Genomic DNA, 16,081 nt, shown 5'->3' with positions numbered 1-16,081 from the left:
AGGGGATATATTGATGAAACAAATTACAGATATAATGGAAGAAAAGGCACTGCCGATTATTGATAAAATTTATTATGACGGCTTTATTCAAGGGTTAATTCATGCTGATTTATCAGAGGAAGCAGTGGTTCACTACTTAAAAGCGGATGCGTTGTATTTAGCTAATTTTAGCGATATTTACGCATTATTACTGGCGAAAAGTGATAACAAAGATGAAAAAAATTTCTTTTTAAGTCAAATAAATTTTGTTTTAAATGAAGAAATTGCCGCTCATAAAAACTTAGCCGATTATATAGGACGTGATTATAATGAAATTATTAAAGGTGGCGAGTGGTATCCGTCGGCTGATCATTATATAAAACATATGTATTACAATGCCTATGCTTTCGGTATGGCAGAAACACTTAGTGGTATGGCGCCATGTCCATGGATTTATGCGAAAATAGCAGAGAAAATTCTGGCAGAAAATAAATTGGCAGACGATCACCCATTAAAATTTTGGGTTGAGTTCTATGCCGGAGATTTGGCAAAAGATTGTTTACATTGGTATTATAAAATAATTAATCGTTTAGCTGAGCATATGTCTATTGCTGATAGAAAACGGCTTGTTAAAAATTTTTTGGAAAGTTGCGAACATGAAAGAAAATTCTTTAATATGGCGTATACACAAGAATGTTGGGAGTTGAAAGAATAATGAGTAAATTAAATATTGCGTTGACGATAGCCGGCACAGACCCTACAGGGGGAGCGGGTATTATGGCGGATTTGAAAACATTTCAGGCACGTGGTGTCTATGGTATGGCAGTGGTAACCAGCGTTGTTGCCCAAAATACTTTGGGTGTTCAATATATTCAACATCTGAATTTAGAAACGATAGAAGCACAGTTGAACAGTGTATTTAACGATATAGCACCACACGCTATTAAAACCGGAATGATAGCTAATGCTGATATGATGAGATTAATAAAACGATATATACCGAAAAATCATCTGTATGTAGTTGATCCGGTTATGGTAGCCACAAGCGGAGATAAACTTATAGATGATAAGGCAAGAAGAAATTTAAAACAAGAAATTTTGCCTTTAGCTACGGTTATTACACCGAATATTCCGGAAACAGAAGAAATAGTAAATTTTGAAATAATAACGGAATCGGATATTAATAAAGCAGGGAAATTTATTATATCGGAAGTTGGATGTCAGTCGGTTGTTATTAAAGGCGGTCATCTTACAGGTAATGCTGCGGATTATTTATTTACCAAAGACGGTTCACGTCATGTATTTTTCAGCGAACGTGTAAATACACGTCATACACATGGGACAGGTTGTACATTTTCTGCGGTCATTACAGCGGAGTTGGCAAAAGGGCGTGATTTGGTTGAGGCGGTGGCAACAGCTAAAAGATTTATATCAACGGCGATAAGCGAAGCACCGGGAATAGGGCATGGGAATGGACCTGTTAACCATTTAGCATACAAAGGAGAATAAAATAATGAGCAGTATAAAATTATTAAAAGAAAAAGCTCCATTGGTTATTTGTATTACTAATGACGTTGTGAAAAATTTCACAGCGAACGGGTTGGTAGCACTCGGGGCATCACCGGCAATGAGTGAATATAAAGATGATTTGGAAGATTTATTACGTTATGCGAGTGGATTACTTATTAATATCGGTACATTAACCGATGAAAATTGGTAACTTTACAAAGATGCGTTAACGCTCGCCGAACGTTATAAAGTACCGGCGGTGCTTGATCCGGTTGCTTGCGGAGCAAGTGCTTATAGAAAAAAGGTTCTGGAAGACTTAATTAGTAATCATAAATTAGCTGTAATACGTGGTAATGCAGGAGAAATCGGTGCTTTAGTAGGAATGGATATAGAGTCAAAAGGTGTTGACAGTGCAACGGTAGATAATGTAGCGGAGTTGGCACTATTGGCGAACAAAAAATATAATATTCCGATAGTAGTGACGGGCGAAGTAGATGCGATAGCGGTAAATGGCGAAGTTCTCACTATATATAATGGTAGTGCCATGATGCCTAAGGTTATAGGAACAGGGTGTCTTTTAGGTGCGGTATTGGCAGGTTTTATCGGAGTAGATAGCAATAATCCGTTAGCCGCTTTGGAGAATGCTATGTTGACATATAATATTGCCGGAGAAATTGCGGAAAAAATGCCACGTGCAGACCTACCGGGTACGTATAAAGTAGAATTTATTAACGCTTTATATACGGTAACGGACGAAGATATAGTGCGTTATAAAAGGGTGAAATAGTATGTTTAATAGACAAGTTTTACAATTATATTTTATTTGTGGAACGACTACATGTGATAATAAATATCTACCGGATGTTGTCGAATCAGCACTTAAAGGTGGTATAACAATGTTTCAATTTCGTGAAAAAGGCGTGGAAGCATTAAAAGGTGATAAAAAAGAACAAATGGCACGAACGGTTCAAAACCTATGTAAGCAATATAAAGTACCATTTATTATCAATGATGATGTTGATTTGGCAATAAAGCTTCAAGCAGATGGTGTTCATGTCGGTCAAGGAGATATTGATGTAGAAAAAAATTCGAAAATTACTGCCAAAGGCAATTATCGGGTTATCAGTAGGAAATACCGCAGAGTATAAAAGTTCAAAACTAGACTATGTTGATTATATTGGAGTAGGACCTGTTTTTTCAACAATATCAAAAGATGATGCAGGTAGGGCAATAGGATATACCGGCTTAAAGGAAATAAAAGAATTGGCAAAAGATTTACCAATCGTTGCAATAGGCGGTATTAATACAGAACATATTAGAGATATTAGAGATATTGGGATAGACGGTGTATCAATTATTTCTGCCATCTCATATGCAAATGATATAGAAGAAACCGTTAAAACCATGATAAAACAATTATAAAAAGCCTCCAAAGGAAATCACTTTTTGAAGACGATTCGCAAAGTGATAAAAAGGATATACACTAAATTAATAGTGGTATATCCTTTTTTAGTAATTATTTATTGTTTTTTCTACGAAGAACCAAAGCGAAAAGCAGTGTTAAGAAACCTAAGCCGGCAGTAGTTGTGGCTGTAATACCGGTACTAGGTAATTTTTTACCGTTATCGGTAGGTTTATTATTATTATTGTTGTTATTGTTGTTATTGTTGTTATTATTGTTATTATTGTTATTATTGTTATTATTGTTGTTATTGTTGTTATTGTTATTATTGTTGTTATTGTTGTTGTTATTGTTATCGTTATCGTTTTTACCTGATTTGTCTTTATCAGATTTATTTTCTTTGTTTTGTTTTTTCGCATCTTCTAAGATTTTATTAGCTGAATTAATATCTTTTGCATCATTTAATTGTTTAACAAATTTTTCTTTTTGTTCTTTAGTTAAATCAGATAATTTTTCAATCTCAGTTTTTGCATTTTCGACGGTTTCTTTTAGTTTTTTTGCTGTCATTTCTTCATCACTTGGCACTTCAGGACGATTAATGGTAGTAGAGAATACTAATTTTGCCTCCGGTCTTGAAGTTCCCATTCCGTCATTAGGTACACGAACATCATAGCTGTTTTTTACATCTTTTTCTAATTCAACGAGCAATTTTTTATTAAAGTTACCGATTTCTCCGGTTAGCGAATTAAGGTCATCGTATTTATTAACAACATGATATGGTAGTTTTTCTCCATCAAGTTGGTCTTTAAAGACATCAAAATCTAACAAGTGAGCATGCACTGAACCGAATATCATAGTTTTTAAATCAATATCCAAGTAAGTTTTAGTTGGAGTGAAGATTAATTTTCCTTTGTTAACAAATACATTATTTGCCATTGAAGTTTCTTCAGGATGATGGAATTTTTTAATAGCGAACTCAACGTCTTGAGTAGGGTATTTGTACTCTAATGTATTTAATGCGGTTTGTAATTCTTTTAGATTTTTAGATAGTGCTTCGGTATCTGTTAATGAATTATTCATACGTGTTTTTAATTCATTTAAAGAAGCAAGTTTTTCAGGTGTTAATAATTGTTTTAAAATATCAGAATCAACAATATCGCTTAGAGTTTTAGCATTTTTTTGCAAGTATTTTATATCTGTTGTTTTTTCAGATTTTAGAATTTTTAGGTTTTTATCTATGTTTTCCAGATGCAGAAGAACAGCATTTAATGTAAAACTATTGTATTTAATTTTTTTCTTAACTTTTTGTAATTCCGCTTCTAAATTAGATTTTGCAGTAGAAATACTGGTAGTTTCAGCAAGAACTTTTTCCGCTTCCTTAGCTTTTTCTTTAAGTTCTGCAATTTTTTCTTCAGTTAGTGCTTTTGTATCTTTTTCAGCGATAACAAAGTATGCTTCATCACTATTAACATTGAATTCCAAACCGGTTCTACTAGCTTTTGTCGGAACCGGTCGAAGAATACCGTTTTCATAGATATAAGCGTGAGTGTTAGCTGTTGCTTTATAATTTTCCAGTTTTAAAGTAAAGATTGGATTTTCACCAACATCCCAACCGTTTTTAGTAATAGGAGTAAATTTAGAACCATCTTTTTTAGTAATATTTAATTTTAAAGTTTTAGCATTTTTTAAGCCAAGTTCATTAATCTTACTGTCCAGTGTTTTATTTATTATTTCTTCAGAAATAGGGGTAGCTTCAAGACGTGCATCTTCATCAAGTAAGAATTTTCTGTCAGAAGATAATGTAGCTTTGTACTTGGTACCATCGATGTCAACGGTAGTTTCTGTTTTGTCAAGTGTTTCTTTATCAAAAGGTAATACGTAAGTTTTTGTTTCGCTACTTTCTTTACCGTCTGCACTAAATGCTTTTACTTTTAGTGTTAAGTTTCCACCGGTAGTAGGTACTTTTGAACCTTCTTCAAAAGGATCTATGTTTAAGTTGTAGTAAAATTCCGGTTTATGTGGGTTGGCATTAGCAAAACGTGCTACAGCATCTCGTGATGAAAATGTCGGTTCGCTGCCATCTAAGGTATATTTTAGATAACGAGTTTTAGTATTCACAAGACTAAGTCGTTCAAATGCAGCTTCTAATGAGAAGAAGTAGTTATTAGCTAATTTGAATTTATCACCGTTAATACCGTTATATGGTGAATAATCAACACCGTCTTTAGAAAAATCGAATTCCTGCTTAGGGTCACCGGCTTTTTTAACGGTAGTTCCATGTACTACAGGTTTAAGAGAGAATAGTTTAGGAGCATCTACTTTAGGTGATTTATTGATATTAACATTTTTATCATCCCAAGAGACAATTCCGTATTTTTTGAATATGCCTGCCGGATATTGAAAATCACCGTAAACAAAAACTTCTTTTTTACCGGTAACGGGGATTTTAGCTTGAGAAATTTCAAAAGTCTTTTCGGAAGTTTTTAAAGTTTGGATTACTTTTACCTCTGTAGGAGTTTTTAAATCAGAGTCTTTAGCATTTTCAATAGCTTTATCCGCATATTTAATATTTTGAAGACCGTCATTCTTTTCACCTTCACCGATTTTACTATAATAGGTAAGAACTAAGTATTCTTGCTCGTTTTCTTGAACTAATTTTCCGATAGTATCAACATTTTTTCTAACTACAGGAGATACTATAGTATCATCTTTAACATGAATGTTAACATATCGTTCAATGGGTTTCGGATCTTCTGCTACTTTAATTACTTTAAGTGTACTAAAATCATGATTTAGTATAATGTTTTGTGTTCCAAGACCCTCACTAATAGAATCCATAACAGGAACGTAGACCTGACCAAAAGTAACCAGTTTGCTATCAGCAGTTATTTTATTTTTATCAATAGGATATTCTACTGTCTTAGGATAAGCAGTTCGAGAAGGATAGTGTTTTTTGTAAGTATCGAAAAAGTCATCTTTTTCGTTAGTGTTATAGTTTTCTACTATTGTTGTTTCTTTAAATTCATTATCAGCGATTTTCATTCTATCAGCATAAGATTTATCACCGCTGTAATATTTTAAATCACCTAAGTAACCTCTGAATTTTTGACTTCCCATACCATGTTCAATCGGTTGGAAAGAAAGTCTGATAAAATATTGCCCATTTCTAACAATAAGACGTGTGTTTTCTCTTTTTACAGCACCGTTTGCCATTGATGCCGTTTTTCCATTACTGAAATTTAAGATTTTCACATCAAGTGAGTATTCCCCGTCTTTTAGATTTTTAATATCTAAAGTTTTGTTGGTAGCGGCAGTTTTATCGGTAGCATTTGCTACGTTATTATGATTGAGTGCCGTATAAGGTGCACTTACACCGGTTGTTACAACTCCTGCCAGCAACAACGTAAATAAACTATTTTTTTTCATTTAAGATAACCTCTCTTAGTATATTTATTATTCAAAACTTTGTTATGTATTTTAAAAATAATTTTTAAAGAAAATCACGATAGAGATAATCGTTATCAATAGGTGTTTAAAAAAATACACAACTAGGTTGCTCACTAAATATATTATCATGACTTACAGAAAAATACAAATAAAAACTTAAAATAAACTTAAAAATAACTGTGGAGATACAGTAAATGTGAAACAAAAAAGGCAAATCATGTATGAAATAAATTTATAGAGTTTATTTTATAAAAGGGTAATAACTATGGTGTAAAGAATAGAATATGTTAAAGTTCTATATATTATAAATACTTTTAAAAATATATTTTTCAAGCACTCTCAAAATAATTTTATTTTTTTGTTATTTAGAGTATAATAAGTGTAAAATTTAATTTGCTAAAGGAGATAGTGTTATGAAGAATATCGTTTTGATTCACGGCACATGGTGTGACGGAAGTGTCTGGGGAGAATTTGCCACGGAGTTGGAAAAATTAGGGTTAAAAGTTTATACACCAAGTCTTCGATACCATGATTTACCGTATAAAGAAGCTGAAAGAAAAATCGGAACGGTAAGCCTTAATGATTATGTAGAAGATATTGTGCAACTGGTAGAAAGTTTAAATGAACCGCCGATAATATTAGGACATTCACTTGGCGGGTTAATAGCACAATTAGTAGCTGTTAGAACAGAGGTAGAGGGTATTGTACTTATGGGAACGGCACCGGCTACCGGAATTTTTGCTTTTTATCCGAATATGGTAATTTGTTTTTATAAACACTTTTTACGTTGGGGTTTTTGGAAAAAGCCTATGCCACCATATAAACATGCTTTTTATGATTACTGTATGAATAACCAAGAATTACATTATAAAGAAAGAGAATTTGCTAAACTGGTTCCGGAGTCCGGCTTTGTATATTTTCAAATGGCTTTACCATTTTTAGATAAACAAAAAGGAGCAAGTGTCGATTTTGATAAAGTAACCAAACCGGTTTTAGTAATAACCGGTACAGATGATAAAATGGTTTCGCCCAACATCGCAAAAACTACAGCAAAACGTTATAAAAATTCTGAATTAAAAATTATTCAAGGTTCTGATCATATGTACGAAGCACCGAAATTCAGAAATGTTACAATATCAATTATAAACGAGTGGTTAGAAAAAAATAATTTAAAATAAAAAATTTGTGTTATTTTATTGATTTCTCAGAAAAATGTATTTTTTGAATAGACAACTACCTGAATTAAAACCCTTACAAAAAAGAATTTTCAAAAAATTTAGCAAAAAGTTAGAAAAACTATTGACAATTAATATCGATGATGATAAGATATACTCAAGTTAAAGAATTACCAATATTCAAATAAGTAGTATATAAGAACTTTTTCAGAGAGTGTGGGTAGGTGTAAGCACATAATGTAGACGATATATGAAAATGGTTTGAATGGTAAAAAGAGTGAGTTTTAAACAAACTTTTTTCGTGAGCATTACGTTATAAATGCACATTATCTTTGAATATATAATATATTCAGATGTAGTGATTGAGTTCGTATTTACGAAAAGTAAGGTGGTACCGTGAAATTGATTTCGCCCTTATTCTCTTAGGAGAGTAGGGGAGTTTTTTATTTTATGGAAAACTCACAGTTAATAAAAAATATTATAATATAAAAGGAGATTTTCATATGAAGAAAATATTATCATTCGTTGCAAGTCTTTTAGCACTTGTAGTAGTTTTAACAGCTTGTTCAAGTAAATCAAGCGAGAAAAAAGGTATTGATGTTGAAAAATTAGACCCGAGCAATCCTGTAACTGTTAAAGTAGGAGCAACTAACGTTCCACATGCGGTATTATTGGAGCATGTTAAACCACAGTTGGAAAAAGAAGGAATCAAATTAGATATTATTACTTACCAAGATTATTATGTGCCTAACAAAACGTTAAACGATAAAGAAATAGATATTAACTATTTCCAACACGTACCGTTTTTAAAAAATGCAGTTAAAGAAAATGGCTATAAAATTGAAGATGCCGGGGCAGTACACTTGGAGCCGATCGGATTATACTCTAAAAAAGTAAAAGATGTTTCTGAACTAAAAGATGGAGCACAAATATTAGTAAGTAATAATAAATCTGAGTGGGGACGTGTAATTAAGTTATTAGCTAAAAAAGGGTTAGTAAAAGTTAAAGATGGTGTTGATCCGATAACAGCTACATTTGATGATATTTCTGAAAACCCTAAAAACTTGAAATTCAGTTACGAGAATGATCCTGCCTTAATGACTAAATTCTACGAAAATGGAGAGGGCGACTTAGTTTCTATCAACGCCAATTTTGCGGTTGATAACGGCTTAAATCCGACAAAAGACCCTGTTTTGGTTGAAGAAGCAACAGAGGATAACCCATATGGTAACATTTTGGCTGTACGTGAAGGGGATAAAGATAAAATTGTTGTTAAGAAAATTTTAGAAGCATTAAAATCGGAAGATACTAAAAAATTCATTCAAGAAAAATGGAATGGTGCAGTATTACCTGTTAAATAATGAATGAAACATAAAAGATAAAGGCAGCCAAAAAGCTGTCTTTATTTTTAGGTTAAAATCTATTTTAAAATATTTTTCAGTATGATACAATAAGGCTATAAATGTTATTTTAGGGAGAAATAGTATGGAAAAGGGAGTATTACTTTGTTTTTATGTTGTAATAATGAGTGTTTTTGCGAGTGGAGTAAAATGTTTTGTTGATAGTAGCAATAAAAGAAGTTTTTTGTATAGAAGAAGTTGTTGCGATAGTTGTAAACACCTATTAGGGTTAAGTGATTTAATACCGATTGTAAGTTTTATTATTAATAAAGGGCGTTGTCGTTATTTTCATACTCATATTCCTATTGATATTTTTTTATATGAAGTTTTTGCGAGTATGTTAACCTTATTATATTTTATTTTTCAGAAGCAGTTTATTTTTTTAAGTATTTTTCATCTTGTAATTGCTGTTTTAGTTTCTTTTATTTCTATAGAAGATGTGAAGTGTTTTGAAGTAGTTGATGAATTATTTTTCCCGTTATTATTTTGCAGTATAATTTTTGTAATTTATAATTTTAAATTTTTTTCTTTTTATAATTTTTTCGAATTAATTGTTCTTTTTCATATTTTATATTTTTTAACACGTTTTAAAATGGGATACGGTGATATAAAAATTTTCTGTATTTTAGCTCTTGGTCTTAATTTTTATGAGGGAGTGTATTTATTGATTTTTACTTTTTTATATGCCGGAAGTTTTGCGATAGGGTTATTAATTTTAAAGAAAGCTAAAAAAGGGTCTAAGATTGCTTTGGTACCGTTTATTACTTTATCCTATTTAACAATAATTTTAATAAGGGAGGCAATTTTATGGTAAAGGGATATACGATTAAAGAGTTAGAGATGGATGAACGCCCGAGGGAAAAACTAAGAACACTTGGTGCAACATCCCTTAGTGATAGGGAAATTTTGGCAATACTTTTAAGAACAGGAACAAAAGAGAAAAATGTGTTAGAACTTGCTACCGGTATTTTAAAAGATGCCGGCGGAATAAGAAATCTTCGAGAGGTAACTTTTAATGAATTGACGAAGCATAAAGGAATTGGTGATGAAAAAGCCATTCATATACTTGCTAATATTGAATTTGCAAGAAGAATTTATGCAACCGAGCAACCTGAAGTAATATGCAATAATCCCAATGTAATAGCGAATTATTTAAAATCTTCATTAGAAAATTTAACACAAGAAGTTTTCGTTACACTTGATATTAATACAAAGGGAAAAATTTTACAACAACGAGAAGTCTTTAAAGGTAGTCTTAGTGTGTCAATTATTCACCCACGGGAAATTTTCAAAAATGCAATAAAAAACAGTGCGTCAAGTGTAATATGTATTCACAATCACCCGAGCGGAGATGCAACACCATCATTAGAAGATATTAAAACGACGGTTAATTTATTAGAAGTTGGAGAGATAGTAGGAATAGAAATGTTAGACCATATTATTATAGCAAAAACCGGTTATGTAAGTATACGACGAGTTTTAAATTATTTGACTGAGGAAAATATCGATTATAAAAAAGAAAAAATCACACAAAAACAGCTGCAATATATTATTAGAAAATATAAAATTGTAAATAAATATTAAATTTATGTTAATAAAGATAGAGAATATATTTAATACGGGCATAAGAAAAAGTAAATGGGTATTAAATAAAAAAGATTATATATGGTGTTATAGTAACTCAATTCTAGTAATACCGGTACTTTTAAGTGATACAAAGTACAAAAATATAAGCTGTATAATAAATAGAGGGGATGGAAGAAAACCATCGCTTCTATTTATTTTTTAGTATATAAAAAGAAGAAGTAAAACTTGGTTTGTAGTAAGTTTAATCATTTAGCCAAAACCTCATAGGCTTCTTTATTCTTTTTCATTAAACGTTTAGAGATTGTTAAAATATCTTCATCAGTTGCTTGTTGTTCTTGTTCGAACTCATTAAATTCTATTAAAACGTAACGTGGGGTATTATTTTTTAATATTACTACTGAGCCGTTCTCATCGACCATACGTGCAACCTTAGAAAAGTTTTGATTAGCTTCTGTTATTGATACTAAATTATTTGTGTTGATGTTCATAAAAACACCTCCTTTGATTATTAATATTAATATACAAGAATAATAGGAGAAATTCAACCTAAAAGATACTGTAGAAATAAATTCTATGATAGGCTCATTTGTATAAACTAAATATTTTGTAATATATTATATTGGAACATATTAGTTATTTTGATATAATATTTTTATAAATGAAAAAAATTCATAAGAGAAACAAAGTAATTATTAAGATAATAGTATTGTTAAATATAATTCTATCTATTTGATATAAGTATATGGAAAGGATAATAAGTGTGAAATTTGAAAATTTTTCTTTAAAAATAGAAAACAAAAAATTATTTGATAATGTAAATATAGAGTTTAGTAGCGGAGTATCGCATTTAATAGGTAGAAATGGCTCAGGAAAGTCTTGTATGGTAAAGGCATTGAAAGGGAGATTTGACTACTCAGGTACAGTATGTGCAAATGATGTAGTAGTAATTTCTTCATATAGTAATATTCCTTCTGATTTAAAGTGGAAAGACTTAGAAAAAGTATTAAACAGAGATGATTATCTTGTGGAAGAATTAAAAAATACACTTAATATAAATAACATAGATAAAAACATTCAAATATCAAAACTAAGCGATGGTCAGAAACAGAAATTAAAATTATTGTTCTATTTAACGAAAAAACCTAAAATTATTATTTTTGATGAATTTACAAATGGCTTAGATAAGCAAACCACACTGGAGTTGTATAGATTTATAAATAAATATATTAATAAATTCAGTGATGTCGTATGTTTAAATATTACACATAATATGGCAGATTTATCTGAGTTAGGTGGTAAATATTACTTAATAGAAAATTACAATATAAAAGAGTATAAAAACAAAGAATTAGTTATTGAAAAATATATAAAAGGGGATATATAAATATGGAATTTAGACGTGCTTTGAATAATAAATTGTTTTTATTTATAATGTTTTCGTCATATATAATGTTTATATTTGGATATATTTTACTGAAAACTATAGACAATATAAATCAAGTAAATTATTACCAATTTATCTTATCCGTATATACGGTATTTACTCAGTTTGGTCCATTAATAATTTCTATTCCTATTATAAATTTTATTAATGTAGATTATAAAGAAAAAAATATTATATTTTATAAAACTTTAAACTATACGGTATTTAAATATTTTATTCAAAAATTTTTGGTGATCTTTTTTTGGTATTTTATATCAGCCATATCAGCTTTAATAATATTATCTTTGTATTATGATAATTTTAAAGATTTTTTAATAATATGTTTTTATTTTATTAGTGTAATTATTAGTATTTTATTAATTTCCGGTATATTTGCATTTTTGTTTTCTAATATACTTTTTTCATTTGGAGTGAATATAGTTTTTTGGATATTAGGAATAGTTGTAAACAGTATGTTAGGTGGAAATTCGACTTTTGCTTTCTTTGACGCTACTAATAAGACTTACAAGGGTTTTGAGAAATATTTTTCTACAGGTGATTATAGTATGTTAAATATGCCGGAAATTTTAATATATATTGTTTCTATTTTTATTTTAGTATTAATAATATTAAAAGTTATGAAAAAGTCTTGGATAAAGAACGGTATCTAATTTATGGTAAAGACATATATAAAGAAAATTCATAAAAACAATGGTTATGATATACAAAACATTAATATATAGAAAATTTTAAAAATATGAGGAACTATATGAAAGAGATAATAAGAGTTGATAATCTTAACAAAGACTACATAATTAAAAATAGAATCAGTTTTTTTAATACAGAAAAGAAAATAAAGAGAGCGTTAAAGGATATAAACTTTAGTATAAAAGAAGGAGAGATTGTAGGATACATAGGAAATAATGGAGCGGGGAAATCTACAACTATAAAATTATTACTGGGGATATTAACAAGTACAAAAGGTTCTATAAAAGTATTCGGTAAAGATCCCTTTATTAACAGACAAAAAAATGCCAAATACATAGGTGCACTTTTTGGGCAAAAATCACATCTATGGTGGGATTTGCCATTAATAGACTCCTTCAAATATTTATCAAAAATTTATGATGTGAATAATAAAGAATGGTTAGATTACTTGATAACAGAATTAAATGTAAAAGAATACTTATATCAACCAGTCAGACAACTTTCTTTAGGGCAAAGGATGCGTGGAGAGTTTATAGCTAGTATTATACATAAACCCCAATTAGTTTTCTTGGATGAACCGACAATCGGTTTAGATATAGAAATAAAGAAGAAAATTATGGAACTTATACTAAAAATAAATGAGAAGTATAATACAACTATTATATTAACAACACATGAAATTTCAGATATAGAAAAAATATGTAAAAGAATGATTTTAATAAGTGATGGTGAAATAAGCTATGACGGTGAAGTGAAAAGTTTTAAGAAAATTTTTAATAAATATAAAAAATTAAAAATGTATGGAAGAAACTTGGTAGATTTAGAAAAAGAAGGAATATTATCGTTACGCACAAATATTGATTCTAAAGAATTTGTTTTTGATGAAACTAAATTTAATGTGTTAGATATAATAAAATTAATACCGAATGAAAGTATCGTTACTCAAACAGAAGTATTGGATTTAGATCTTCAAGAAGTATTGCTTGTGAAGGATAAGACAGGTGATGACTATGAATAGATTTTTTTCCTATACTTTATATCAGTATAAAAATTTATTACAATATAAATTTAATACAATAATGCAAATAATAGCATCACTCTCTATGGTATTAATACAGTACAGTACAGTATATGGATTTATGTTGAAAAATATAATTCTACTAATATTGATGAAATTATAACTTATGTTTTATTAGCTATTATGCTACAAATAATATTACCTATGAAAATAACTACAAATTTTGTATCTGACAAAATTTTAAAAGGTAATATTATTAATTATTTGAATAGACCTAACGGGCTACTGGTTATAACATTCTTCACTACTTTAGGTAACTTTCTATACAAATTAAAGTTTCAAGTATTACCTATTTTAGTTGTTTATATCTTGTTTTTTTATAATTTAGTGTTTAAAATTTTATCTTTTAATCGATTAATACTTTTTATGTTAGTGTATTTATTAAGTTATATTATTGCATTTTTATTAGGTTATATTGTTGCACTCTTGTCAACAGTATTTATAAGGATAAATGGTATTTCTGAATTAGTAAATGCCCTACTTATTATTTTTGGAGGTGGATTACTACCACTAGATTTATATCCAAAATTATTATTGAAAATATCGGAAGTTACTCCGTTTTATGCTATAATGTATGCCCCCATCTCTATAATAGTATATGATAACGATTTCGGGAAAATTTTATTTATTCTAGGAATACAAATATTTTGGTTGATTACACTATTGATAGTTTCAAAAAAATTATCACAGTACGTATTTAAGAAGTTTGATATAATGGGAGGTTAGGATGAAGAAACACTTATATTTATATGTAGAGTTTTTTAAAATGGATGTAAAAAGAATATTAAGTTATAAACTTGATTTTTTCATAGGGAATATAGGTTATTTACTTGATACATTTACAACATTATTTATTTTACTTATTACGCTAAATTATACAGATTTAATCGGTGGCTTTTCTTTATATCAATTATTACTTTTATATGGTTTTCTAACATTAACATCGGCGTTATGGGAATTTTTCTTCGTTACAACATTAGAAGTTCCATATTTAATTCAAACAGGAGAACTTGATTTGTTTTTATTAAGACCGCTTAATATACTTTATCAATTTATTATTTTCCAATTAGATGAGGAAGCTTTATTTGAGTTAATTACAGGTATAGTTATTGTGTTTTTTTCACTATATAATTTAGGTATTGATGTGAATTATTTATTTATAATAAAATTTATTTTGTTTATAATATCGGCAGTTTTAGTAAGAGAGGCTATATATCTAGCACTAGTATCATTTAGTTTTTTTTCGATAACAAATGATGGTATAAAAACAGTTTTATGGCAAATATATCAATTAGCAAATTATCCAATTAATATTTATCCATTTTTTATTAAAGTAGTACTAATAGTTATTCCATTTGCATTTGTGGGATACTTTCCAGTGGTAAATTTAATAAATTTACATGATAGTTTTAATTTGGAATCGTTACTTCTAATATTATTCGGTCCATTTCTTCTTATATTAATCTATAAAACAATATGGAATTTTGGATTAAAGAAATATCAAAGCACAGGGTCATAGTTGCGAATAGGATTCCAAAGGAGGTGATAAAAAATGAATACACTTAGCACACATATAGGAATTTATGGAATATATATAAATAATGGAGAGTTGTTATGTATAAAAAAAAATAAAGGACCGTATAAAAATAGATATGATTTACCTGGTGGAAGTCAGAAAGACTATGAGGGATTAACGGAAACACTGTTAAGAGAGTTTAAAGAAGAAACTGGATATGAAATATCAGAGTATTATAACCCAAAGGCATACGATGTCTTTGTAACAGAAGAAACTGGGCATACAACACATCATATTATGATATTTTATAACATAGAAATAAAACCCTTGCAAAAAAATATTTTGGAGTATCTAAATGATAGTGAAATAAATGATTCTAAAGGAATATGTTGGGTGAAATTAAATTGTTTAACTGAAAATAACTCTTCTCCTGTAATATTAAAATTGAAACAAGAAATAAATAAAGAGAAGAATTTTTTAGATAAGGTAAAGTATAATAATTGGAAAATTTTATAGACGTAATGAAAGACGGTGACGATAGTAAAAAGAATTTACTTTCTTTAGAGTATATTATATGGTTTGTATATTTGTAATAATTATCTTAATTATTGTAAATCAATTTTTGAGTTTGTTATCGTTATGTAATTAATAGCGAGAATATTCCGTTATATTTTTTTAGTTATAGAAGAAAAATATCTGATATAATATTTATAAAAGTAATAAAAATGGTAAAAATTGCAGGATATATGTTTATTATTCTAGCTTTAATAATGTTAATATTAGTATGGTTTAAAATTAGATAGATTATTTTTATAAAAGTAAAGAATTCTATTCTTTATAATAATATTTTTTATAAT

14 protein-coding genes and 2 pseudogenes are annotated in these 16,081 nt (G+C 29.0%); 14 read left to right on the top strand and 2 right to left on the bottom strand.

Translation table 11 applies throughout. The features are described 5' to 3' along the window. Positions 1-13: 13 nt before the first annotated feature. The 4 genes and pseudogenes from tenA to thiE all read left to right on the top strand — a co-directional run bounded on the left by tenA (position 14) and on the right by thiE (position 2,910). Positions 14-694, top strand: coding sequence for a thiaminase II (gene tenA / locus HMPREF1983_RS07410; protein WP_021753709.1), 681 nt, complete (start codon positions 14-16; stop codon positions 692-694). After that, positions 694-1,488: a bifunctional hydroxymethylpyrimidine kinase/phosphomethylpyrimidine kinase gene (thiD, locus tag HMPREF1983_RS07405; RefSeq protein WP_040461340.1), complete on the top strand. Its 795-nt coding sequence runs from the start codon at positions 694-696 to the stop codon at positions 1,486-1,488. Before tenA ends, thiD begins: the two co-directional genes overlap by 1 nt. A 4-nt stretch (positions 1,489-1,492) precedes the next feature. Continuing rightward, positions 1,493-2,275: pseudogene (gene thiM, locus HMPREF1983_RS07400) on the top strand (hydroxyethylthiazole kinase). Position 2,276: 1 nt separating this feature from the next. After that, a pseudogene (thiE, locus tag HMPREF1983_RS07395) lies at positions 2,277-2,910 on the top strand (thiamine phosphate synthase). A 94-nt stretch (positions 2,911-3,004) separates the two neighbouring features. On the opposite strand, the gene HMPREF1983_RS07390 reads toward thiE, so the two are convergent. Next, a complete protein-coding gene (locus HMPREF1983_RS07390; protein WP_021753703.1) occupies positions 3,005-6,316 on the bottom strand; it encodes a hypothetical protein in 3,312 nt (1,103 codons plus the stop codon). Between the two features lie 434 nt (positions 6,317-6,750). Here HMPREF1983_RS07390 and HMPREF1983_RS07385 point away from each other — a divergent pair, with 434 nt between their 5' ends. The 4 genes from HMPREF1983_RS07385 (at position 6,751) to radC (ending at position 10,496) form a co-directional block, all read left to right on the top strand. Further along, the gene (locus HMPREF1983_RS07385) at positions 6,751-7,515 is read left to right on the top strand and encodes an alpha/beta fold hydrolase (protein ID WP_021753702.1); all 765 of its coding nucleotides are present in this window, start codon (positions 6,751-6,753) and stop codon (positions 7,513-7,515) included. A gap of 500 nt (positions 7,516-8,015) precedes the next feature. Further along, a complete protein-coding gene (locus tag HMPREF1983_RS07380) occupies positions 8,016-8,873 on the top strand; it encodes a MetQ/NlpA family ABC transporter substrate-binding protein (protein WP_021753700.1) in 858 nt (285 codons plus the stop codon). Positions 8,874-8,997: 124 nt separating this feature from the next. Continuing rightward, positions 8,998-9,726, top strand: a complete 729-nt coding sequence (locus HMPREF1983_RS07375; protein ID WP_021753699.1) for a prepilin peptidase — start codon at positions 8,998-9,000, stop codon at positions 9,724-9,726. Further along, the gene (radC, locus tag HMPREF1983_RS07370; protein WP_021753698.1) at positions 9,720-10,496 is read left to right on the top strand and encodes a RadC family protein; all 777 of its coding nucleotides are present in this window, start codon (positions 9,720-9,722) and stop codon (positions 10,494-10,496) included. The genes HMPREF1983_RS07375 and radC overlap by 7 nt, the downstream gene beginning before the upstream one ends. A 248-nt stretch (positions 10,497-10,744) precedes the next feature. On the opposite strand, the gene HMPREF1983_RS07365 is transcribed toward radC, so the two are convergent. Beyond that, positions 10,745-10,987, bottom strand: coding sequence for a type II toxin-antitoxin system Phd/YefM family antitoxin (locus tag HMPREF1983_RS07365; protein ID WP_021753696.1), 243 nt, complete (start codon positions 10,985-10,987; stop codon positions 10,745-10,747). A gap of 272 nt (positions 10,988-11,259) precedes the next feature. Between HMPREF1983_RS07365 and HMPREF1983_RS07360 the strand changes: the two genes are divergently transcribed. From HMPREF1983_RS07360 to HMPREF1983_RS07335, 6 genes are all read left to right on the top strand, one after another. Further along, positions 11,260-11,883 (top strand): ATP-binding cassette domain-containing protein, encoded by a 624-nt coding sequence (locus HMPREF1983_RS07360; protein WP_052526619.1) that lies wholly within the window; start codon positions 11,260-11,262, stop codon positions 11,881-11,883. Positions 11,884-11,885: 2 nt separating this feature from the next. Beyond that, the gene (locus HMPREF1983_RS07355; RefSeq protein ID WP_021753694.1) at positions 11,886-12,593 is read left to right on the top strand and encodes an ABC transporter permease; all 708 of its coding nucleotides are present in this window, start codon (positions 11,886-11,888) and stop codon (positions 12,591-12,593) included. A 98-nt stretch (positions 12,594-12,691) separates the two neighbouring features. After that, a complete protein-coding gene (locus HMPREF1983_RS07350; RefSeq protein WP_021753693.1) occupies positions 12,692-13,648 on the top strand; it encodes an ABC transporter ATP-binding protein in 957 nt (318 codons plus the stop codon). 426 nt (positions 13,649-14,074) lie between these two features. Beyond that, complete coding sequence (locus HMPREF1983_RS07840; protein WP_162790166.1) at positions 14,075-14,434, top strand: ABC-2 family transporter protein; 360 nt, start codon at positions 14,075-14,077, stop codon at positions 14,432-14,434. 1 nt (position 14,435) lies between these two features. Beyond that, entirely contained in the window at positions 14,436-15,227 is a 792-nt protein-coding gene (locus HMPREF1983_RS07340; protein ID WP_021753691.1) for an ABC transporter permease, read from the top strand. Positions 15,228-15,260: 33 nt separating this feature from the next. Beyond that, the gene (locus HMPREF1983_RS07335; protein WP_021753690.1) at positions 15,261-15,740 is read left to right on the top strand and encodes an NUDIX hydrolase; all 480 of its coding nucleotides are present in this window, start codon (positions 15,261-15,263) and stop codon (positions 15,738-15,740) included. Positions 15,741-16,081: the final 341 nt, after the last annotated feature.

This window comes from Gemella bergeri ATCC 700627 (assembly GCF_000469465.1).
In the GTDB taxonomy this organism is placed as follows: Bacteria; Bacillota; Bacilli; order Staphylococcales; family Gemellaceae; genus Gemella; species Gemella bergeri.
This window is presented reverse-complemented; position numbering and strand designations above follow the sequence as displayed.